At 66.8% G+C, this 21,240-nt stretch carries 19 protein-coding genes; 5 read left to right on the top strand and 14 right to left on the bottom strand.

All coding sequences use genetic code 11. From position 1 onward, the window contains the following. Nucleotides 1-7: 7 nt before the first annotated feature. A complete protein-coding gene (locus AAFF32_RS12290) occupies nucleotides 8-3,484 on the bottom strand; it encodes an efflux RND transporter permease subunit (RefSeq protein WP_342315328.1) in 3,477 nt (1,158 codons plus the stop codon). 15 nt (nucleotides 3,485-3,499) lie between these two features. Then, nucleotides 3,500-4,636, bottom strand: coding sequence for an efflux RND transporter periplasmic adaptor subunit (locus tag AAFF32_RS12285; protein WP_216958006.1), 1,137 nt, complete (start codon nucleotides 4,634-4,636; stop codon nucleotides 3,500-3,502). 301 nt (nucleotides 4,637-4,937) lie between these two features. Here AAFF32_RS12285 and AAFF32_RS12280 point away from each other — a divergent pair, with 301 nt between their 5' ends. Further along, complete coding sequence (locus AAFF32_RS12280) at nucleotides 4,938-5,315, top strand: cytochrome c (RefSeq protein WP_216961687.1); 378 nt, start codon at nucleotides 4,938-4,940, stop codon at nucleotides 5,313-5,315. 8 nt (nucleotides 5,316-5,323) lie between these two features. Then, a complete protein-coding gene (locus AAFF32_RS12275; protein WP_216958008.1) occupies nucleotides 5,324-5,767 on the top strand; it encodes a cytochrome c in 444 nt (147 codons plus the stop codon). A gap of 131 nt (nucleotides 5,768-5,898) precedes the next feature. Here AAFF32_RS12275 and AAFF32_RS12270 read toward each other — a convergent pair whose 3' ends face one another. From AAFF32_RS12270 to AAFF32_RS12215, 12 genes are all read right to left on the bottom strand, one after another. Further along, nucleotides 5,899-6,615, bottom strand: coding sequence for an OmpA family protein (locus tag AAFF32_RS12270; RefSeq protein ID WP_216958010.1), 717 nt, complete (start codon nucleotides 6,613-6,615; stop codon nucleotides 5,899-5,901). Nucleotides 6,616-6,707: 92 nt separating this feature from the next. After that, entirely contained in the window at nucleotides 6,708-8,126 is a 1,419-nt protein-coding gene (locus AAFF32_RS12265; protein WP_342315327.1) for a wax ester/triacylglycerol synthase family O-acyltransferase, read from the bottom strand. 114 nt (nucleotides 8,127-8,240) lie between these two features. Further along, nucleotides 8,241-9,680, bottom strand: a complete 1,440-nt coding sequence (locus AAFF32_RS12260; RefSeq protein ID WP_216958014.1) for a deoxyribodipyrimidine photo-lyase — start codon at nucleotides 9,678-9,680, stop codon at nucleotides 8,241-8,243. Between the two features lie 101 nt (nucleotides 9,681-9,781). Next, nucleotides 9,782-10,912, bottom strand: a complete 1,131-nt coding sequence (alr, locus tag AAFF32_RS12255) for an alanine racemase (RefSeq protein WP_216958017.1) — start codon at nucleotides 10,910-10,912, stop codon at nucleotides 9,782-9,784. Between the two features lie 186 nt (nucleotides 10,913-11,098). Next, on the bottom strand, nucleotides 11,099-11,467 hold the full coding sequence (locus AAFF32_RS12250; protein ID WP_342315326.1) for a glycine zipper 2TM domain-containing protein: 369 nt from the start codon (nucleotides 11,465-11,467) through the stop codon (nucleotides 11,099-11,101). Nucleotides 11,468-11,525: 58 nt separating this feature from the next. Further along, the gene (locus tag AAFF32_RS12245) at nucleotides 11,526-11,759 is read right to left on the bottom strand and encodes a KTSC domain-containing protein (protein ID WP_342315325.1); all 234 of its coding nucleotides are present in this window, start codon (nucleotides 11,757-11,759) and stop codon (nucleotides 11,526-11,528) included. Nucleotides 11,760-11,804: 45 nt separating this feature from the next. After that, a complete protein-coding gene (locus AAFF32_RS12240) occupies nucleotides 11,805-13,220 on the bottom strand; it encodes a replicative DNA helicase (protein WP_216958024.1) in 1,416 nt (471 codons plus the stop codon). 208 nt (nucleotides 13,221-13,428) lie between these two features. Further along, nucleotides 13,429-13,743 (bottom strand): hypothetical protein, encoded by a 315-nt coding sequence (locus AAFF32_RS12235; protein WP_342315324.1) that lies wholly within the window; start codon nucleotides 13,741-13,743, stop codon nucleotides 13,429-13,431. 156 nt (nucleotides 13,744-13,899) lie between these two features. After that, a complete protein-coding gene (gene rplI / locus AAFF32_RS12230; protein WP_216958028.1) occupies nucleotides 13,900-14,352 on the bottom strand; it encodes a 50S ribosomal protein L9 in 453 nt (150 codons plus the stop codon). Between the two features lie 151 nt (nucleotides 14,353-14,503). Continuing rightward, complete coding sequence (rpsR, locus tag AAFF32_RS12225; protein WP_216958031.1) at nucleotides 14,504-14,734, bottom strand: 30S ribosomal protein S18; 231 nt, start codon at nucleotides 14,732-14,734, stop codon at nucleotides 14,504-14,506. An 11-nt stretch (nucleotides 14,735-14,745) separates the two neighbouring features. Beyond that, complete coding sequence (gene rpsF, locus AAFF32_RS12220; RefSeq protein ID WP_216958033.1) at nucleotides 14,746-15,174, bottom strand: 30S ribosomal protein S6; 429 nt, start codon at nucleotides 15,172-15,174, stop codon at nucleotides 14,746-14,748. A gap of 189 nt (nucleotides 15,175-15,363) precedes the next feature. Further along, entirely contained in the window at nucleotides 15,364-17,163 is a 1,800-nt protein-coding gene (locus AAFF32_RS12215) for a DUF885 domain-containing protein (RefSeq protein WP_342315323.1), read from the bottom strand. 137 nt (nucleotides 17,164-17,300) lie between these two features. Between AAFF32_RS12215 and xth the strand changes: the two genes are divergently transcribed. The 3 genes from xth (at nucleotide 17,301) to AAFF32_RS12200 (ending at nucleotide 21,191) form a co-directional block, all read left to right on the top strand. Beyond that, complete coding sequence (xth, locus tag AAFF32_RS12210; protein ID WP_342315322.1) at nucleotides 17,301-18,152, top strand: exodeoxyribonuclease III; 852 nt, start codon at nucleotides 17,301-17,303, stop codon at nucleotides 18,150-18,152. Nucleotides 18,153-18,503: 351 nt separating this feature from the next. Then, the gene (locus AAFF32_RS12205) at nucleotides 18,504-19,115 is read left to right on the top strand and encodes a BON domain-containing protein (RefSeq protein WP_216958037.1); all 612 of its coding nucleotides are present in this window, start codon (nucleotides 18,504-18,506) and stop codon (nucleotides 19,113-19,115) included. Between the two features lie 210 nt (nucleotides 19,116-19,325). Beyond that, complete coding sequence (locus AAFF32_RS12200; RefSeq protein WP_342315321.1) at nucleotides 19,326-21,191, top strand: ABC transporter ATP-binding protein; 1,866 nt, start codon at nucleotides 19,326-19,328, stop codon at nucleotides 21,189-21,191. The last annotated feature ends 49 nt before the right edge of the window (nucleotides 21,192-21,240 follow it).

Below are 21,240 nucleotides of genomic sequence, written 5' to 3'. Positions count from 1 at the left end.
ATGCTCCTCAGACCGGCTCGACCTGGCCGCCGGCGCCTTCCGCCGACTCGCCCGAAGGGACGTGCGTGCGCTTGGCACGCTTGACGTAATACTCGTCCGGACGGCGATCCAGCAGGTCGTACACCACCGGGATCACCACCAGCGTCAGCAGCGTGGAGACCAGCAGGCCGCCGATCACGGTGATCGCCATCGGCGAACGCACTTCGGCACCCTCGCCCATGGCCAGCGCCAGCGGCAGGAAGCCGAACAGCGTGCAGGTCGTGGTCATGATGATCGGACGCAGTCGGGAACGCGCGCCTTCCACCAGCGCCTCGCGCTTGGGAACGCCCGCCTCGCGCAACTGGTTCACCTTGTCGACCAGGATGATCGCGTTCTTCACCACCAGGCCGACCAGCAGGATCAGGCCGATGAACACCACCACCGACACCGGCGAGTTGGTGATCAGCAGCGCGAGCACCGCACCGACCAGCGCCAGCGGAATGGTGAACAGGATGACGAACGGATGCAGCAGCGATTCGAACTGCGACGCCATCACCAGGTACACCAGGAAGACCGCCAGGCCGAACGCGAACAGCAGCGCGTTCACCGATTCGGCCAGTTCCTCGCCCTGCCCGCCGATGTGCATGGTGACGCCGGCACCGATGGGCTGCTTGGACACCATGTCCTGGACTTCGCGCACGGCGGTGCCCAGGTCGATGTCGCGCAGGTTCGCCGAGACGATCGCCACACGCACCTGGTCGGCGCGATGGATTTCGCTCGGGCCTGTGGTCGCGACCACGTCCGCCACCGAGTCCAGCGTGACCGGACGGTTGCTGCCCGGGTTCACGATGAGGCGGCGGATGCTGTCGACGGAGGCACGGTCGGTTTCGCGTGCGCGCACCAGCACGTCGATCTTGCGATCGCGGAAGCTGTAGCGCGTGGCGACGTCGCCGCGCACCTTCTTCACCACCACGTCGGCGATCTGGCGCGTGGTCAGGCCGAGCGCACCGGCGCGGTCCTGGTCGAAGCGGATCTGGATCTCCGGGAAGCCCTCTTCCACCGTCGACTTCACGTCGGCGTAGTGCGGGTTGGCGCGCAGCAGTGCGGCCATGCGCTGGCCGGCCTGCTGGATGCCTTCCAGGTCCTGACCGCGCAGCTCGATTTCCAGCGGCGTGGAGAAGCTGAAGAGCTCCGGACGGGCGAAGTCGACCTGCGCGCCCGGATGCGACTGCATCGTCGTACGCAGGCGTTCGGTTTCGGCCGCTTCCACCGCCTTGCTGCCGCCGTTCTCCATCACGACGGTGAGCTTGCCGATGTTCTCGCCGCTTTCGGTCGGATTGGCGTCCAGTCGCGTGCCACTGCCGCTCACGCCGTACAGCGCGCGGATGCCGTCGTCCTTGGCGTGCTTCTGCTGCAGTTCGCGCACCAGTGCATCGGTGTCGCGCAGCGGCGTGCCGGGCGGGAGCTTCACGGTCATCTCGAAGCGGTCCTGCGCCAGCTGCGGGATCAAGTCCGCGCCGAGCAACGGCACCGCCAACAGCGTCAACGCGAACGCCACCGCGGCAGAACCCAGCACCAGCGTCGGACGCTTCAACGCGCTCGGCAGCAGCTTCAGATAGCCGCGTTCGGCGCGGCCGTACGGCGCCATCGCCAGATCGCTCGCGGCGCGCATGACCGGGCCGACCACGGCGACCAGGCCACGCCACGCGCGCACGATCAACCACGCGATACCGAAGAAGAACGTGCGCAGGGTCCAGCCGATGCCGCGCTGCGTGTAGGCCAGCGGCATGCCGATCTTCGACTTGGGCTCCCAGCGCGGATGCGGCGCTTCCTCCGGGAAGGCCATCGGCGGACGTCCCTTGAGCGCGCTCAGCATCGGGATCAACGTCATCGACACGATCAGCGAGATGCCGATCGCGAGCGCCACGGTCAGCGCCTGGTCGCGGAACAGCTGCCCAGCGATGCCCTGCACGAACACCAGCGGCAGGAACACCGCGATGGTGGTCAGCGTGGACGCGACCACGGCCATGCTCACTTCACGCGTGCCGGCGATGGCGGCTTCCAGCACGCCCAGGCCGCGTTCGCGCGCCTTGGCGATGCTTTCCAGTACGACGATGGAGTCGTCCACCACCAGGCCGGTCGCCAGCGCCAGGCCGCCGAGCGACATGACGTTGAGGCTCAGGCCCATCTGGCCCATGAAGAAGAACGTCGTGATGATCGACACCGGCAGCGACAGGCTGATGACGAACGTGCTCCAGCCATCGCGCAGGAACAGGAAGATGATCAGGATCGCCAGCGCGCCGCCGATCACCGCGTCGAACTTGACGTCGCTGATGGCGTGACGGATGAAGGTCGACTGGTCGTCGATGGTCGTCAGCTCGACGTCCGGCGGCACCTGTTCCTTGATTTCGTCCAGGCGCTTCTGGATGGCGTCGGCAGTGGCGACGGTGTTCGCATCGCCTTCCTTGTAGATCGCCAGTTCGACCGCTTCCTTGCCCGCCAGGCGGATGATCGCCTCGCGTTCCTTGAAGCCCTGGCGCACGTCGGCGACGTCCTTCAGGCGCACGGGCATGCCACCGGCGACAGTCGCGCCGCCGGCGGAGTTGGCGCTCTGCACCGATGCCGCCGCGGCCATCGCTTCGGCCGAACCGGTCTGCGCCGCGATCGCGGCCATCTGCGCCGCCGCGCTCGCGGCCGCGCCGTCGCCGCCGCTCTGCGTGGTGACGAGCATCTCGCGGATCTCGGGCACGTTGGCGAACTGGTTCACCGTGCGCACGAGGTAACGCTGCGAGCCTTCTTCCAGGCGGCCGCCGGAGATGTTGATGTTCTCCTGCTGCAGACGCTGGATGACGGTGTCGATCGGCAGGTTCAGCTGCGCGATCTTCTGCTGGTCGATGTCGACCTGGATTTCATCTTCCAGACCGCCGCCGACCTTCACCGCAGCCACGCCTTCGACCGGCTCGAGCTTCTTCTTCAGGTCGTCGTCGGCATAGCGGCGCAGCGCGGTGAGCTGGCGCATGGCTTCGGTGTCGCTCGTCGCCTCGGTCTTGGGCGACAGCGCGATGCGCAGAATCGGCTCGGTCGACGGATTGAAGCGCAGCAGCACCGGGGCCTTGGCCTCCAGCGGCAGCTGCAGCACCTCCATCTTGTCGCGGACTTCCAGGCTGGCCTGGTCCATGTCGGTGCCCCAGGCGAACTCGAGCACGACATCGCTCTGCCCGGTGCGCGAAACCGACTTGAGCTTGCGCAGCCCCTTGACCACGCCGACGGCCTCTTCGACCGGCTCGCTGATCAAGGTCTCGATTTCCGACGGCGCGGCACCGGTGTATTCGGTGCGCACCGTCAGCGTGGGGTAGCTCAGGTCAGGCAGCAGGTTGACCTTGAGGTCGCCCAACGCGATGAATCCGAAGAGCACGAAGGTGAGGGTCACCATCATCACCGTCACTCGACGGCGCGTGGAGAACTCCACCAGGTTGAAACCAGGTGTGTGCGCAGGTTGCGTCACGTTCGCTCTCCGCGATTACTGCTTGTTGTCGGACTTGGCGACCGAGGCGACTTCGGGCTTCTTCGCCTGCGGCTGGCCCAGCACCTGCACCACCGAGCCGTCGCGCAGCGCGGTCTTGCCCGCGATCACGACCTGCTCGCCTTCCTTCACGCCTTCGCGGACTTCGGCCCACGAACCGTCCATGTAACCCAGCTTGACCGGCACGCGCTTGGTCTTGTCGCCGGTGACCACGAACACCGCCGGGTCGCCGTCGTCTTCCAGCAGCGCCACGCGCGGTACGACGAGGGCGTCGGCGCGCTGGTCGTAGTCGATCTTGATGCGGCCGAACATGCCCGGCTGCAGGATGCCGTCGCCCTTGAACGCGCACACGACGCGGAAGGTACCGCTGCCCGAATCGACCACCGGCGAAACGCGATCCACCGTGCCCTGGAAGGTCTTGCCCGGCAGGGCGTCGACGACCAGCGCGACCGGGAGGCCGGCCTTCAGCGTCACCAGCTCGCGCTCGGGCACGTTGAGCGTGGCCTCCAGGCGCGAGGTGTCGACGATGCGGAAGATCGGCGTGTTGATCTGGACGAAGTTGCCGGTCTTGATCGAACGCGAGGCGATCACGCCGGAGATCGGCGCTTCGACGCTGGCGTAGGACAGCTCCAGGTTCGCCATGCGGTTGGCGGCGCGGGCTTCTTCAAGATCGAAACGGAGCTGGTCGTTGTCGTTGGCGCTGAGCAGCTTCTGGTCGGCCATCTGCTTGGCGCGGGCGTAGTTGGCCTCGAGCTTGCGCATCTGCGCGGCGGTCTGCGCGGCGGCCAGCTCGGAGCGGGCCGAATCCAGACGCACCAGGCTCTGGCCGGCGCGGACCTGCTGACCTTCCTCGACCATCACGTTGAGGGCAACGCCCGAGGTCTTGGCGACCACCTGCGACTCGGCCACCGGCTCCAGCGGCGCGGTGCCGGTGTAGCTGGCGGCGACGGCGCGACGGGAGGCCTTGGCGACCTCGACCGGCACGGCTTCGGGACCCTTCTTGTCCTCCCCGGCCTTGGCCTGGGCCTCGCCTTCGCCCCCGCCCTTGCAGGCGCTGAGCAGCAACAGGCACGGCAACAGGACGACAGCGGCGCGGGCGAGACCACGGCTGCGATTTCGGGTGAAGTGACGCATGAATTGGACCCCAAGGTGGCTGATGACCGGCCTTTGTGCCGGTGTTGTATATAGGTATATCACCGCCCCAGAAACCCTCCATCCGCCGAAGGTCATGGTGACTGGAGCCACGTCGTGCGTTAGCCGATCGAACATCGCAATGCGGCACGCACCCATCTTCGATGCAGTAAGGGGCGACTTCGTTGCAATGGGATCGCAGGCTATACTTGCCGACTTATGTGCGGCAGGCTTAACAGGGCGCCGCGCGCAGCCAGCTTCAGAAACCTTTCGCTAGCCATTCGAGATTGCGGACTACGACATGATGCGACCGCTGATGATCGCCGCCTGCTTCGTCCTGACCACCGCCGCGTTCAGCGCGTCGGCACAGGATGCCCAGGCTCCCGCCGCTGCTGCCGCTCCGGCCGCGACGACGACCCCGGCCCCGCTCAAGGGCGACGCTGCCAGGGGCAAGCAGTTGACCTATACCTGCCAGGGCTGCCACGGCGTCACCGGCTACAAGAACGCGTATCCGAACTACCACGTCCCGAAAATCGGCGGGCAGTCGGAGCTGTACCTGACCAACGCGCTGACCGAATACAAGAAGGGAACGCGCAAGCATCCGACGATGCAGGCCCAGTCGCAGAGCTTCTCCGACCAGGACATCGCCGACATCGCCGCTTTCCTTTCGACCGTGAAGTGAGCACGACCATGACGAACAAGATCCTCGCCATCGCCCTGCTCGCTTCCATTGCGCTCGTCGGCTGCTCCGGCGGCGACACGCCGGCCGAGCATTCGGCGGCCGACCGCGCCGAAGGCCACACCTCCTCGTCCGCCGGCCTGCCGGCCGGTCATATCGCCTCCGGCGAGAAGCTGGCCCAGACCAAGGGCAAGGCCACCGGCCAGTCCTGCGTGGACTGCCACGGCGCCGAAGGCAACGCCCCGATCGACGAGACCTACCCCAAGCTCGCCGGCCAGTACTACGACTACATCGCGCACTCGCTGCAGGCCTACCGCGACGGCGACCGCGAACACGCGCTGATGTCGAGCCAGGCGAAGGAACTGACCGACCAGCAGATCGCCGACCTCGCCGCCTACTTCGGCTCGCGCGAGAGCAAGCTGCGCGATCTGCACGACGTGCACAGCCACAACTGATCGAACGCTCCACCGTTCGAATGAAGAAGCCCGCGAAAGCGGGCTTTTTCTTTATCGCCGGACCGCTCCGCCCCCGCACAAAGAAAACGGGCCGCTCGCGCGGCCCGTTCCTTGTTCGATTGCGGTTCGGATCAGGACTGGATCGGCACCAGCGTGATCTCGACGCGGCGGTTCTGCGCGCGGCCGGCTTCGGTGTCGTTGCTGGCGATCGGACGGGTCTTGCCGGCGCCGACGACGATGAAGCGCTCGCGATTCAGGCCGCGGCTCTGCAGGTAGCTGGCGACCGAGTTGGCGCGCTGCTCCGACAGCTTCTGGTTGTAGGCATCGCTGCCGATGCTGTCGGTGTGGCCGGCGACCTCGATGACGGTCTGGTTGTATTCCTGCAGCGTGCGCGCGACGTTGTCGAGCACCGGATAGAACTCCGGCTTCAGGTTCGACTTGTCGAAGTCGAAGGTGATGCCGCTGGGCATGTTGAGCGTGATGTTGTTGCCCTGGCGGACCACGTCGACGCCGGTGCCGGCGGTCTGCTGGCGCAGCGCGGCTTCCTGGCGATCCTGGTAGTTGCCGATGGCCGCACCGGCCAGGCCGCCGACGCCTGCACCGACCAGCGCGCGTTGACGACGCTCGGTGGCGTCATCGCCGCTGAGCAGGCCGGCGGCGACACCGGCGAGCGCGCCGATGATCGCGCCCTTGCTGGTCTTGCTCATGCCCTGCTGCTGACCCTGCGGCTGCGGCTGCTGTTGCTGCGGATACGGCTGACCGTAATAGCCGCCACCGCCGGTGGCACAGCCCGCGAGCAGCGCAGTGGTGACGACGGCGACGCAGGCGGCCTTGAGGAAATTCTTCATATGTCGATCCTTGGAAGACGAATGGTGGAACTGAACGCGGCACAAGCTAACCACGTTCACGTCTTTTAGGAGTGATCGACCGCACAGCTTATTCAGTTTGCGGCAGGCATCAATGCTTCGGCGGCGTCGGCATCCAGGCGCGTGTCCCAGTTCCCCATCAGCGACAGATACAGCAGCTTCTCGAATTCCGCACCGAAGCGGCGAATCACTGCGTCGGGATCGGGGATCAATCGACCATCTGCGATCAGACCAAAATGCACGCGACCGTTGTAGCTCAGGATCGAAATGCCCACGCCGATCGAACCGGTCTGCGGCACCCAGAACATCATCTCGCGCAGCATGCAGCCGGCCAGATAAAGCGGCTGCTGCGGGCCAGGCACGTTGGTCGCTACCGCCGTGGCCTTGCGGCTGAAAAGCTCCAGCGCGAGCCCCTGCACCGACGCCGGCGCCATGCCCAACGCGGCGAGCAGCCCGTAGGCAACGATGGCCTGGCGCGATTGTTTGAGGTCTTCCATGCACTGCGCGACCCGTTCCAGTCGACGGATCGGATTGCCCTCGCCCACCGGCAGGTCGAGGAACACCAGCCCGAAGTGATTGCCCAGCTTGCGTGCATGTTCGAGCGGCCGCAGGTTCACCGGCACCGTGGCGCGCAGCGTGAGGCCATCGACGTGGTCACCTCGCTCGATCATGTAACTGCGCAGCGCGCCGGCGGCGGTGGCCATCAGCACATCGTTGACGGTGCAGTCACACGCGCGGCCGACGGCTTTCACTTCCTCCAGGTCCAGCGGCTCGGCCCAGGCCACGCGCTTGCTCACGCCCAGGCGACCGCGCAGCAACGACGGTGGATCGTCCGAAAGCGCCAGCGCATTGAGCAGCTCGCGTGCGATCTCGCCGCCTTCCTTCGCCAGCACCGCGGCGAGGGTCGGATCGCGGTACATCTCCAATCCCTTCTCGACGACCTTGCTTCCCAGTTGCACGTAGCGGTCCACGGCACCGACGCGACGCGCCACCCCGGCATGCTGCTGCTTGAGCCAGGTGCGCGGCAGCTCGGTGCCGTCGTCGGCATCGGGGCCGGTGTCGGTCAGCGAGAGCAGCACCTGCACCAGCGCGATGCCGTCGGCATAGCTGTGATGGATGCGCGCTACCAGCGCCGAGCCACCACCCTCATAGCGTTCGACCAGATGAAACTGCCAGAGCGGGCGATCGTGGTTGAGCGCCGAAGACGCCAACTGGCTGACGAACCGTTCCAGCGTGCGCTTGTCGCCCCGGCCCGGCAACGCGGCATGCTGGACGTGCCAGTCCAGGTTGAAGTTCAGATCGGTTTCCCACTGTGCGCCGGACGGGGTGACCACGGCCTTTTGGCGGAAGCGCCGGTACGACAGGAAGCGCTCCTTCACCACGCGCTTGAGGCGCTCCAGCGACATCGGCTCGGCGAACATCAGCACGCCGGTGATCATCATCGGATTGGTCGGCCGCTCCATGCGCAGCCAGGCGGTATCCACCCGCGACATCGGTTCCCGGCGACCGCGCCGGCGTGCCCTTGCTCGCGTCTGCGCCATGGCCATCCGTTCTCCTGTGCGTCCTCGTTCGAGTGAATCACGCCCCTGCAAGCAGCGTCAACGCGATCATCCGGCGCGCAGCTTGCGATAGGCCGCCAACGCCGCGTCGCGACCGGCGCCCATGTCCACCAGTGGTTGCGGCGGATAGTCCGGGGCGACGCGCCGAAGGGCCGCCGGGTCCTGCCACGGTGCGAAGCGCAGTGGCACCGGCAGCCCGGCCAGTTCGGGCAGCCAGCGCGCGATGTAACGGCCATCGGGATCGAACTTCGACGCCTGCAGCACCGGATTGAACACACGAAAGTACGGCGCGGCATCCGCTCCCGTGCCGGCGACCCATTGCCAGCCGAGCGTGTTGTTGGCCAGATCCGCGTCGACCAGCGTGTCCCAGAACCAACGCGCGCCGTGCCGCCAGTGGTAGCGAAGGTGCTTGGTCAGGAAGCTCGCCACGATCATGCGCACGCGGTTGTGCATCCAGCCGGTGGCCCACAGTTCGCGCATGCCGGCATCGATGATCGGAACGCCGGTGGCCCCGCGTTGCCAGTCGGCCATGCGGGCCTCCGATGCGTTGGCCCACGGGAAGTCGTTGAACCGCGCGTCGAAGTTGTGATCCGGCGTTTCCGGGAAGTGGTGCAGCAGGTGGTAGGCGAATTCGCGCCAGCCCAGTTCGCGCAGGTAGGCGTCGACATCGCCGCCATTGGCGGCGCTGCGCTCGCGCTCCAGCACGGACGCCACCCGCCAGGGCGCGATCTCGCCGAAGTGAAGGTGCGGCGACAGGCGCGACGTGCCGACGCGGTCCGGGCGATCACGCTGCTCGCCGTAACCGCGCAGCGCGCCGTCGACGAAGGTTTCCAGCGCGGCGCGCGCGCCCTCCTCGCCCGGCGTCCATTCGTTCCAGAAGGCGCGATCCCAGTCGCGTTCCGGGGCCAGGTGGAGCGCATCCAATGGCACGCCGGACGGCCCCTCTTCGCTCGAGGGCAGTCGGCCCGCCGCATCGGAGCACAAGCCCAGCTGCCACTGCGCCAGTAGCGCCTTCCAGAACGGCGTGAACACCTTGAACGGCTGCCCCTGCTTGTTGCGCACCATCCACGGCTCGAACAACAACGCGGCATTGAAGCTCTCCGCGCGCAGGCCCTGCTGGCGCAGCGTGGTCTTGATGTTCGCATCGCGGCGCTCGTAGGCCGGTTCGTAGCGACGGTTCCAGAACACCGCCTCGGCACCCGTGGTCGCGATCAGCGACTGCAGCGTCGCCAGGCTCGGACCGAAGAAGTAGCGCAGGTGCGAGCCGCGCTTGCGCAGCGCGCCGTCCAGCGCGGCCAGCGAGCGATGCCGCCATGCGTCGGAGGCCGCACCGGGCTTCCAGTCGCCGCCTTCGTCCGGCGCATGGATGTAGACCGGGATCGGCACGTAGCCGTTGTCGAGTGCGGCCTGCAAGGCGGGGTTGTCGTCCAGCCGCAGGTCATTGCGGAACCAGACCAGCGCCAGCGCTGTCGACTCGCTTGCGGACATCACGGCACCCGGGATCGGAAGGCGACCTCGCCGCGATCAGTATGCCCAAGGCCGGCGTGAATGCAGCGGCGATCGCGCTGCATCCCCGGCTTGCCACGGGGTCAGCCCGGCCCGCCCCGGTACTCGCGCGGAATGCGGTCGTTGAGGCCGACGAGGATTTCGTAGGGGATGGTCCCGGCCAGCGCAGCGACGTCCTCGGCACGGATGGCCTCGTCGCCCTGCCGGCCGATGAGGACGACTTCGTCCTCGTTCCAGGCGCTGTCTTGACCGATGTCGACCATGAACTGGTCCATGCACACGCGCCCGACGATGGGATAACGCTGCCCGCGGATCAGCACCTCACCGCGCGAGGACAACGAACGCGGGAAACCGTCGCCATAGCCGATCGGCACGGTGACCACGCGGGTGTCGTGGTCGCAGCGCCAGGTCGCCCCGTAGCTGACGGTGTTGCCCGCCTTCACCACCTTGAAATACACGACCTGCGAGCCGAGCGTCATCGCCGGCTTCACATCAATGGTGCGTTGCGACGCCGGGTCGGGCAGCACGCCGTAAAGCACGATGCCGGGACGCACCATGTCCAGCCAGGTCTGCGGGAAATGCAGCACACCGCCGGAGTTGGCCAGGTGCCGCAGCGGCATCGGCGCGCCGGCGCGTTCGATGTGCGAGCAGGCGTCGTGGAAGCGCTCGACCTGCTGCAACGTCATCGGCGAAGCCGGGTCGTCCGAGCATGCCAGGTGCGAATAGATGCCCTTGAGCTCGCACCACTTCGAACCCACCGCCGCCTCGATGAACGGCCGCGACGAATAGCTGTGCACGCCGATGCGCTCCATCCCGGTGTCGATCTTGAGATGGATCACCGCACGGCGCTCCATCGCCTCGGCCGCGGCTTCGACCTGACGCAGCTTGTCGAGCGAGGAAACGGTGATCTCCAGATCGTGCGCGATGAACTGCGCCACCTGCGGGCCGAAGATGCCGCCCAGCACCAGCACCGGCGCGGTCACGCCCGCACGTCGCAGGGCGATGCCCTCCTCCACGAACGCCACGCCCAACTGCTCCACCCCCTGCGCCTGCAGATGCAGCGCCACCGGCACGAGCCCGTGGCCGTAGGCGTTGGCCTTGACGATGCCCATGACGGGCACGCCGACGTGCGCACGGATGGTGCGCAGGTTGTGGGAAAGGTGGTCCAGGTCGACCGTGATGCGAGTCGGACGCTCGCTGACGGCCGGGGGCATGCCGGGCGTTTGCTGCACTTCGGTCCCGATGCGGAGGGGATGCGGGGCTTCATTCTAAGCAGAAGCAGCGCCCACGAATGCGCTACGGGCGCAATGCAAGGCGCCGTTCCCGCTCGGCCGGCATCACGCGGACGTCCGGGGATTCCGGCCTAAACGCGCGAGACGGGACTGGCAGGATGCCGGGCGCTATGGATCGCAGCGCCGCTCGACCACCGTTTCGGTCTTCTTCTGCTGGTTGTCCTGGATCTTGCGACCGGCGAACGCGCCGCCGACGGCACCGGCCGCCGTGGCGATCTTCTTGCCGCTGCCCCCGCCCACCTGGTTGCCGAGCAGGCCGCCTGCGAGGCCACCGACCACCGTGCCGGTGATCTTGTGCTCGTCCTTGACCTCCTTGGGCTTCTCGACTTCGACGTCGTAGCAGCGCGGTCGCTTGGTGCTCGTGCTGCTCTTGGCGGCGGTGGAACTCTTGGTCTGCCAGGCGGCAGCGTTAGACGTCAGCGCCAGGCCGAGCGCGCCCAGAATCAGGGCGGGAACGAATGTGCGGGAACGACGCATGATGACGACTCCGATGGGACCATGCCCCAACGCTGCACCGTCGTTCGTTAGGGCGACGTCAATCCGCGCCTTCGTCGCTGTCCATGCGGATGTAGTCGAATCCCTCGTCGCGCAGGTACTGCGCGAAGAACCGACCTTGCGACGATGCCATCATCATCCCGGCATGCAGTTCGGGGGGCACATCGAAGTAACGGTAGACGGCGCCGCCTTCGAACTCGACCTCCAGCAGCCGCCGGTCCGGGTCGTAACCGACGCTGACGATCGCCTGAGATTCCACATGCTCGCGCTCCATGCGGCGCAGCGTAGGTGCTGCGCCGTGAGCCGTGCGTCGTCGCGCTTACTCGAAACTTCCGACCGAATCGTGCGAGAGGTTGTCGAAGCGCGTGTACTCGCCGAAGAACTTGAGCTTGCACGAACCCGTCGGGCCCGAACGCTGCTTGCCGATGATGACCTCGGCCAGTCCCTTGTCCGGCGAGTTCTCCTTGTTGTAGTAGTCGTCGCGGTAAATGAACATGATCATGTCCGCATCCTGCTCGATGGCGCCCGATTCGCGAAGGTCGGCCATGACGGGGCGTTTGTCGGTACGCGTTTCCAGCGAGCGGTTGAGCTGCGAGAGCGCGATCACCGGCACCTGCAGTTCCTTGGCCAGGCCCTTGAGCGAGCGCGAGATCTCGGAGATTTCCGTCGCACGGTTTTCGCTGTTGCCAGGCACGGACATCAGCTGCAGGTAGTCGATGACGATCAGGCCCAGGCCGCCGTGCTCGCGCTTGAGGCGACGCGCCTTGGCGGCCAGCTTCACCGGCGACAGGCCGGGCTCGTCGTCGATGAAGATCTTCACCTCGCGCAACTGGCGGATCGCGCCGGTGACGCGGCTCCAGTCCTCGTCTTCCAGCTGGCCCGTACGCAGGCGCTGCGCGTTGACGCGGCCGACCGAGGAGATCAGTCGCATCGCCAGCTGCGAGGCCGACATTTCCATCGAGAACACCGCCACCGGCAGCTTGCTGCGGAAGGCGGCGGTCTCGGCCATGTTCAGCGCGAGCGTGGTCTTGCCCATCGCCGGACGCGCCGCGAGGATGATCAGGTCGGTCTTCTGCAGGCCGGCCGTCATCATGTCGAGCTCGGTATAGCCGGTCGACAGGCCCGTCACGCCGCCGCCGTTGGTGTAACGCGTCTGCAGGGTGTCGAAGGCCTCCGACAGCGCCTTGGTCACCGGAGTGAAATCGGTCTTGCCGGTCGAGCTGGCCTGGGCAATCGCCAGCACCTGGCGCTCGGCCTCTTCCAGGATCTCGCTGGAGTCGCGGCCGTCGGGCTGGAAGCCGTCGTTGACGATGCCCGTGCCCACGTCGATCAGCTGCCGCAGGATCGCCTTGTCGCGGACGATCTCGGCGTAGGCGACGATGTTGGCGGCCGAAGGCGTGGTGCTGGCCAGCTCGATCAGGTAGGCGCCACCGGCGACCTGTTCGCTCAGGCCCTGCGATTCGAACCATTCGCCCAGCGTGACCGCGTCGAATGGCCGGTTCTTGTCGGCCAGTTCGCGGATCGCGCGGTAGATGAGCTGGTGGTCGCGACGGTAGAAGTCGTTGTCGTGAAGCTGGTCGGCGATCCGGTCCCAGGAATCCGGCGCCAGCATGAGGCCGCCGAGCACCGCCTGCTCCGCTTCGATCGACTGGGGCGGCACGCGCAACTGGTCGACGCGCTGCTCGCTGCGCGTCTCGAACCGCTTCTCACCGCGAAAACCAGTTCGTGCGCTCATGCCCTCAATCACCCCTTCCCTGCGCCGTGATGGCGGACATGTCGTTGTCGCGGGTCGGGCATCGTAGACGCGGAACGCGTCGGAGCGTTGCAGATAAGTCTGTGGATATCGCGTGGATACTCATGCGCCGCATGAGCGCACAGGCGTGTCGCACACGATGAGACGACGGACGGTAGGCAAGCTGCGCCCCACGCAAGGGCGCAGGGACTCAGTTCGCGCTGGCCTGCGCCCCGATGCGGGCGCACAGGCCGGGCGAGATGACGGAGAGCAGCTCGTCCAAGGCCTCGTCGCGCCAGCGGCCGACACGTCGCGTCTGGCCGGTGCCGGCGATGTGCTGGTCGATCAGGCGGGCGATGATCGGAAAGAGCGCGTCGCCATCCGCCTCGCGGGCTTCGCGCAGGCTGGCGGCGATCAGGTCGGGGAAGGACGGCGCGACCTGGCGGGCGGGTGTGCAGGTCTGCAGGCCGGAGGGAGTCAGATCCAGTGACGGGTCGAACGAGAAAACGTCAAGGCTCTGGTCCATGGCGGCAGCGTCAGGGTGGGTAGCGCGACTCTGTCACGCACGCGCCCACTACCCTATCGGAAGAATCCGAAAACGCTTCCAGACCTTTCCGAACGCCTCAAAAAGAAAGGGCGCCCTGGGGCGCCCTTTCCATGAAGCCTTGATGCAGTAACCGGATCAGGCGACTTCGCCGACCACGATGACCTTGACGGTGGCTTCGATGTCGGCGTGCAGGTGCACAACGACTTCGTGCTCGCCGGTGCGACGCAGCGGGCCTTCGCCCAGCACGACTTCCGACTTCTCGACCTTGTGGCCCAGCTTGGTCAGCGCCTCGGCGATATCGCGCGGGCTGATCGAGCCGTACAGCTTGCCTTCGGTGGAGGCGTTGGCCGAGATGGTCACCTCGACGCCGTCCAGCGCGGCCTTGCGGCCTTCGGCACCCTCGAGGGAGGCCTTGGCCTTGGCTTCGTACTCGGCGCGGCGCGCCTCGAACTCGGCCAGGTTGGCCGGGGTCGCCGGGGCGGCCTTGCCGTACGGGATCAGGTAGTTGCGGCCGAAGCCCGGCTTGACGCTGACCTTGTCGCCGAGCTTGCCGAGGTTCTGCACGTTCTGCAGGAGGATCAGTTGCATGGTGTTGCTCCGTATTCGTTAGCGAGCCTCGAGGCCCGCAGCGGGTTGCGCTGTCCGAAGACCGCGGCGTCTTTCCCTCGCCCCTGCCCTCTCCCGGCAGCGGGAGAGGGGGACAAGGTGTTTCCTCCCAGCGGGAGGAAACGACGTCGCCTTAGGCGTTGTGGTTGTCGGTGTACGGGATCAGAGCCAGGAAGCGGGCGCGCTTGACGGCGGCCGACAGCTGGCGCTGGTACTTCGACTTGGTACCGGTCACGCGGCTCGGCACGATCTTGCCGGTCTCGGTGAGGTACTGGCGCAGGGTGTTGAGATCCTTGTAGTCGATCTCCTTCACACCCTCGGCGGTGAACTTGCAGAACTTGCGGCGACGGAAGAACTTGGACATTTGGGTGATCCTCAGGCGGCTTCGGCGTTGTCGTCGGCGTTGTCATCGGCGGTGCCGACGCTCTCGCCTTCCTCGTCACGGCGACGGCGTTCGCCGCGCTCGGGCTTGTCGCCCTTCTCGTCCTTGTACTTCATGATCAGCGACTGCTCGGTGTCCGGGCCGTCGCGCTTGATCACGAGGTGGCGCAGGACGGCGTCGTTGAAACGGAAACCGTCGACCAGCTCGTTGAGCACGTTCTGGGTGCACTCGATGTTGAGCAGGACGTAGTGGGCCTTGACCAGGTTCTCGATCGGGTAGGCCAGCTGACGGCGGCCCCAGTCCTCGAGACGGTGGATCTTGCCTTCGCCGCCTTCGATCAAGCCCTTGTAGCGCTCGATCATGGCCGGCACCTGCTCGCTCTGGTCCGGATGGACCAGGAACACGACTTCGTAATGACGCATGGTGTGATTCCTTGTGGATGATGGCCGGGCGGGAACGTCATTCACCGCGCGTCCGGATCAGCCCCCCGGGCCCGGAAGTGGGCGCAGTGGAGCAAGGTCTCCCGGCGGCCGGAGCCGCGGGAGCCCGAAATTATGGCCGATTCAATGGCTTGGGCGCAAATGTGCGTGCGCCCAGCCCCGCGGCCCGCCTCAGGCCGCCTTCTGGGCCTCGATCCAGGCGCCGATGTGCGCTTCCAGGGCCTCCAGCGGCACGGACCCGGTCTCCAGCACCGCATCGTTGAAGGCCCGCAGGTCGAACTTCGGCCCCAGCTGCTTCGTCGCCTTCTCACGCAGTTCGGAGATCTTGAGCTGGCCGATCTTGTAGGCCAGCGCCTGGCCCGGCCAGCCGATGTAGCGGTCGATCTCGTTGACCACGTCCTGGCGGGTCTTGGGCGCGTTGTCCATGAAGAAGGCGATGGCCTGGTCCCGGCTCCAGCCCTTGCTGTGCATGCCGGTGTCCACCACCAGGCGCACCGCGCGCCACATGTCGTAGGCGAGCTGGCCCATGCGGTCGTAGGGATCGTCGTACAGGCCCATGTCGTAGCCCAGGCGCTCGGCATACAGACCCCAGCCCTCACCGTAGGCGACGAAGTAACCCACGCGACGGAACATCGGCACATCCGGCAGTTCCATGCCACGCGCGAACTGGAAGTGGTGCCCGGGCACGGCTTCGTGCAGCGACAGCGCCATCATTTCCCACTTCGGCCGCACCTCCGGCTTGTAGAGGTTCACGTAGTAGAAGCCGGCGCGGGTGCCGTCCACGGCGCCTGGCTGGTAGTAGGCCGTCGTGGTGTCGGGGGCGATGTTGTCCGGGATCGGCCGCACGCCGTACGGCAGGCGCGGGATGGTCTTGAAGACCTTCACCAGTTCCGGGTCGATCCGCTTGGAGATCGCCTCGTACCCGGTGAACAGCTCCTGCGGTGTCTTGTAGAAGAACTTGGGATCGGTGCGCAGGTGGTCGAAGAACTGCGCCAGCGTGCCCTTGAAGCCGACCTCCGCCTTCACCTTCTCCATCTCGCCACGAATGCGCGCGACTTCCTTCAGGCCGATGTTGTGGATCTGGTCGGCCGTCAGGTTCGTCGTCGTGAAATAGCGGGCCACGAAGTCGTAGTACGCCTTGCCGTCGGGCAGATCGACCGCAGCGATCGACTCGCGCGTCTTGGGCAGGTAGTCGTTCTTGAAGAAGGCGTCGAACTGACGGTAGGCCGGCACGACGCTCTCGGCGATGACCTGCTTCGCCTCGCTCTGCAACGCCACGCGGTCGGCCTCGCCGATCGCGTCCGGGAATTTCGCAAACGGCTTGTAGAACGGACTCTTCGTCGGATCGTCGACCAACTGGGACTGGATCTGCGCCGGCACGCGCTCCATCAGCACGCGCGGCGGCGTGTTGCCGGCGGCGATGCCTTCGCGCATCAGCGCCTGGTTCTGTTCGAGCAGCGCCGGCAGGGCGCGCATGCGTGCCAGCCAGTCGCGATAGTCCTTGACGCTGGCGAACGGCAGCACCTCGGCGATGCCCTCGGCGTTCTGCACGCCACCGCGCTGGCTGATCGGGCGCAGGTATTCGCGGTACTTCTGCCGCTCGACGGCCTTCTCCAGATCCCAGGCGAAGACGTCGTAGTTCAGTCGATCCGCTTCGCTCAATGCATTGCGGTCGATCGCCTTCAAGCGCTGCAGCGCCTGGCGGTCGCCGTCCATGCGCTGCTGGATCGCGGCCATCGACATGTCGGTCCAGCGATCGTTGTAGCGCTTGTCGCCGCGCCAGCTCGCCTCCTCCGGGTTCTCGCGCATGCCGCGTTCCCATTCCTCGGCAAACAACGCGTGCAGCGCCTGCGCGGCCGAACTGGCGGGTTGGGCCTGCGTGGACGGCGTGCGGGTGGGCGCCTGCGCCCATGCGAGCGGCGCGGACAGACCGGCGGCGACGGCCGCGGCGAGCAGTGCGTGACGGAGCATCGTGTCGTTCCCCTGGAAAGCGGAAGCCGAGTCTAGCCGTCGGCGCGCGGATACGGGACCTGTCGGACGTCGGGAACCGGGCCTTCACGAGTGCCGGGATAGCGTGGCGCCTTCGTGCGGACGGAGCCCGAAGCGGCGTGAAGATCGCCACGTTCAACATCAACGGCGTGAACACCCGGCTGGACGCGCTGCTCGCGTGGCTGCGCAAGGAACAGCCGGATGTGGCCTGCCTGCAGGAACTGAAAGCCCCGCAGGACGCCTTCCCCGCCCAGGCCATCGCCGACGCCGGCTACGGCGCGATCTGGCACGGCCAGAAATCGTGGAACGGCGTGGCGATCCTCGCCCGCGACGCGGAACCGGTGGAGATCGGCCGCGGCCTGCCGGGCGATCCCGAGGACAGCCAGAGCCGCTACATCGAGGCGGCCGTGGAGGGCATCGTCGTGGTCTGCCTGTACCTGCCCAACGGCAATCCGCAGCCCGGGCCGAAGTTCGACTACAAGCTGGCGTGGATGGACCGCCTGTTGGTGCGCGCGCAGCAGTGGTACGACAGCGGCCAGCCGGTGGTCATCGCCGGCGACTACAACGTCGTGCCCACCGACGAGGACATCTACGACCCCAAGTCCTGGCGCAAGGACGCGCTGCTCCAGCCGGAAAGTCGCGAGCGTTACGAACGGCTGCTCGCGATGGGGTGGCTGGATTGCCTGCGGCACGTCTTCGGCGAGGAGCGCGTGTACACGTTCTGGGACTACTTCCGCCAGCACTGGGAACGCAACGCCGGGCTGCGCATCGATCACCTGCTGCTCAACGCGGAACTGGCCCCGCGCTTGCGTGCGGCCGGCGTGGATCGATGGGTCCGGGGACAGCCCAAGCCCAGCGACCATGCGCCGACTTGGATTGAGTTGGGGCCGGGGAAGGCGGTGAAGAAGCGAGTGAAGAAGGCAGTGAAGACGGTGAAGAAGCCCGGAAAGCCCTCCACCAAGACAACCTGAGCCACAGGTTGATTGCAGCTCTTCCCGTTGCCGTCATCCCGGCGAAGGCCGGGACCCAGGCTGTCACGCTGTCGCGGACACATCCCGTCATTCCAGCGAAAGCTGGAATCCATCTTGCTCTATGGAACCGACGCCGCCGCCTCAGACAGAAGCCAAATGGATTCCAGCTTCCGCTGGAATGACGCGGTGAAGTGCGATCACGGGCGAATGCGCGATTGGCCTGGATCCCGGCCTTCGCCGGGATGACGGAGTAGGAAAACACATCGGAACAAAGCGATCACAACCCGTTGCCACCCCGCTAACCGCGACTTCCCCAGCATCGTGGTCCCCACACGACTCCCGGAGCCCGCCATGGCCAGACACCGCGACGACGACCGCGACCGCGAACAACGCCACCGCGACGAGCTCTACCGCGGCCTGCCCTCGGTCACCAACCGCGTCTGGGGCCCCACGCGCGAAGACGACGGGTTCGGCTATCCGGGCCAGGGCGGCTTCGGCGATTTCCGGCAGCCGCCCCGCGACACCGTCGCCAGACCCGAACACGCGCCCCGCATCGGCGGGCATCGCGGGCGCGGCCCGCGCAACTTCACGCGCTCTGACGAGCGCATCGCCGACGACCTGATCGAACGCCTCACCCGCGACGACGACATCGACGCGCGCGAGATTCTCATCGCCGTCGAGTCCGGCGTCGTCACCCTGACCGGCGAAGTGCCCGAGCGTCGCATGAAGCATCTGGCCGAAGACCTCGCCGTCGCCGTGCAGGGCGTGCGCGACGTGCACAACCGCCTGCACGTCGATCGCGGCGCGCATTCGTTCGGCCCGCCCGGCCAGGCCGTGCGCAGCGGTTTCGATCAGCAAGGCAGCGGTTTTTCCAGTTCCTCGTACGACCAGCGCGACGACATCGAAGACCGCGATCGCGACGAGAATCGCCGACGGCCCATGCGGCAGCCGCGGGAGCATTAGGCGCACTTCCTGCTGTCATGCCCTTCCCGCTGTCATCCCCCTTCTTGCCGTCATCCCCGCGAAGGCGGGGATCCAACTCTTCGCTTCATCACCCTTCGCCAGGCATGCAACGCCTGAAAGATGGATCCTCACCTTAGGCGGAGATGACAACCGGGACGTCATCGCCCCCGATGACACCGGCTGCGCACGCACTCAGGGCACAATCGCCACATGAGCGATCCCCACGCGGCCCGTCCCGCCTCCCACCCCAGCCTGCGCGAACGCTTCGACGCGCTGCGCAATCTGCCGCCGTTTCTGCGGCAGATCTGGGCCACCAGCCCGGGACTCACGCTGGCGACGATCTCCCTGCGCGTCGTGCGCGCGTTCCTTCCGGTCGCCACGCTCTACGTCGGCAAACTCATCATCGACGAAGCGGTGCGGCTGGTCGCGGCCGGCAAGGGCTTCGACTCCATCGCGCAGGCCTGGCACGGCGGGCAGCTGGACACGCTGTTCGCGCTGCTGGCATTGGAGTTCGCCCTGGCCATCGGTTCGGACCTGTTGGGCCGCATCGTCAGCTACGGCGATGCGCTGCTGTCGGAGCTGTTCACCAACGCCACCAGCGTGCGTCTGATGGAACACGCGGCGATGCTCGACCTGGAGGACTTCGAGGACCCCGACCTGCAGGACAAGCTCGATCGCGCACGTCGCCAGACGATGGGCCGCATGAACCTGATGAGCCAGTTGTTCGGCCAGGTGCAGGATGCGATCACCGTCGTCAGTTTCGCCGCCGGCCTGCTCGTCTTCGCGCCGTGGCTGATCGTGCTGCTGGCGATCGCGCTGGTGCCGGCGTTCGTCGGCGAAGCGCATTTCAACGCGCTGGGCTACTCGCTCAACTTCGCCTGGACGCCGGAGCGCCGTCAGCTCGAGTACGTGCGCCAGATGGGCGCCAGCGTGGAAACGGCGAAGGAGGTGAAGATCTTCAACCTCCACCGCTTCCTCATCGCCCGCTATCGCGAACTGGCCGAGAAGTTCTTCCGCGCCAACCGCGCCCTCGCCCGCCGCCGCGCCTTCTGGGGCACGCTGCTGGCAGCGCTGGGCACGCTGGCGTACTACATCGCCTATGCCTACATCGCCTGGCGCACGGTGAAGGGCGACTTCAGCATCGGCGACCTCACCTTCCTCGCCGGCAGTTTCCTGCGCCTGCGCCAGTTGCTCGAAGGCTTGCTGGTGGGCTTCTCGCAGGTCGCCGGACAGGCGTTGTACCTGGACGACCTGTTCTCGTTCTTCGAGATCGAGCCGGAGATCGTCTCCCCGCCCGATGCGTTGCCGGTGCCGCGCCCGATCGCGCGCGGGTTCGTTTTCGAAAACGTCGGCTTCCGTTATCCCGACGCCGAGAAGTGGGCGCTGCGCGGGCTCGATTTCCAACTGCGCGCCGGTGAAGTGCTGGCGTTGGTCGGCGAGAACGGCGCCGGCAAGACCACCCTGGTGAAACTGCTCGCACGTCTGTACGACCCGGACGAAGGCCGCATCCTGCTCGACGGCCGCGACCTGCGCGAGTACGACCTGGACGACCTGCGCGGCAACGTCGGCGTGATTTTCCAGGACTTCGTGCGCTACCACCTCACCGCCGGCGAGAACATCGGCGTGGGCCGCATCGAAGCGATGGACGACGCCGCGCGCATCCGCGAGGCCGCGCGCCGCGCGGCGGCCGACGAGATGATCGAAAGCTTGCCGCTGCGTTACGACCAGTTGGTCGGCCGGCGCTTCAAGACCGGCGTGGACCTGTCCGGCGGGCAATGGCAGAAGATCGCCATTGCGCGCGCCTACATGCGCGATGCGCAGGTGATGATCCTCGACGAGCCGACGGCGGCGCTGGATGCGCGCGCCGAGTTCGAGGTGTTCCAGCGCTTCAAGGACCTCTCGCGCGGCAAGACCGCGGTGCTGATCTCCCACCGCTTCAGCAGCGTGCGCATGGCCGACCGCATCCTCGTGCTCGCCGAAGGCCGGCTGGAGGCCAGCGGCACCCATGCGGAGCTGCTGGCGCAGGGCGGCCGCTATGCGGAATTGTTCGAACTTCAGGCGGCCGGTTATCGTTGAGCCCCCGGCCGCGACTTTGTCGCTGCGCCCCTCGCCCCATCCTTCGACT

Origin of the sequence: Lysobacter sp. FW306-1B-D06B (genome assembly GCF_038446665.1) — a bacterium.
Lineage (GTDB): Bacteria > Pseudomonadota > Gammaproteobacteria > Xanthomonadales > Xanthomonadaceae > Lysobacter_J.
Note: the sequence above shows the minus strand (reverse complement) of the source record. Positions and strands in the feature narration are given on the sequence as shown.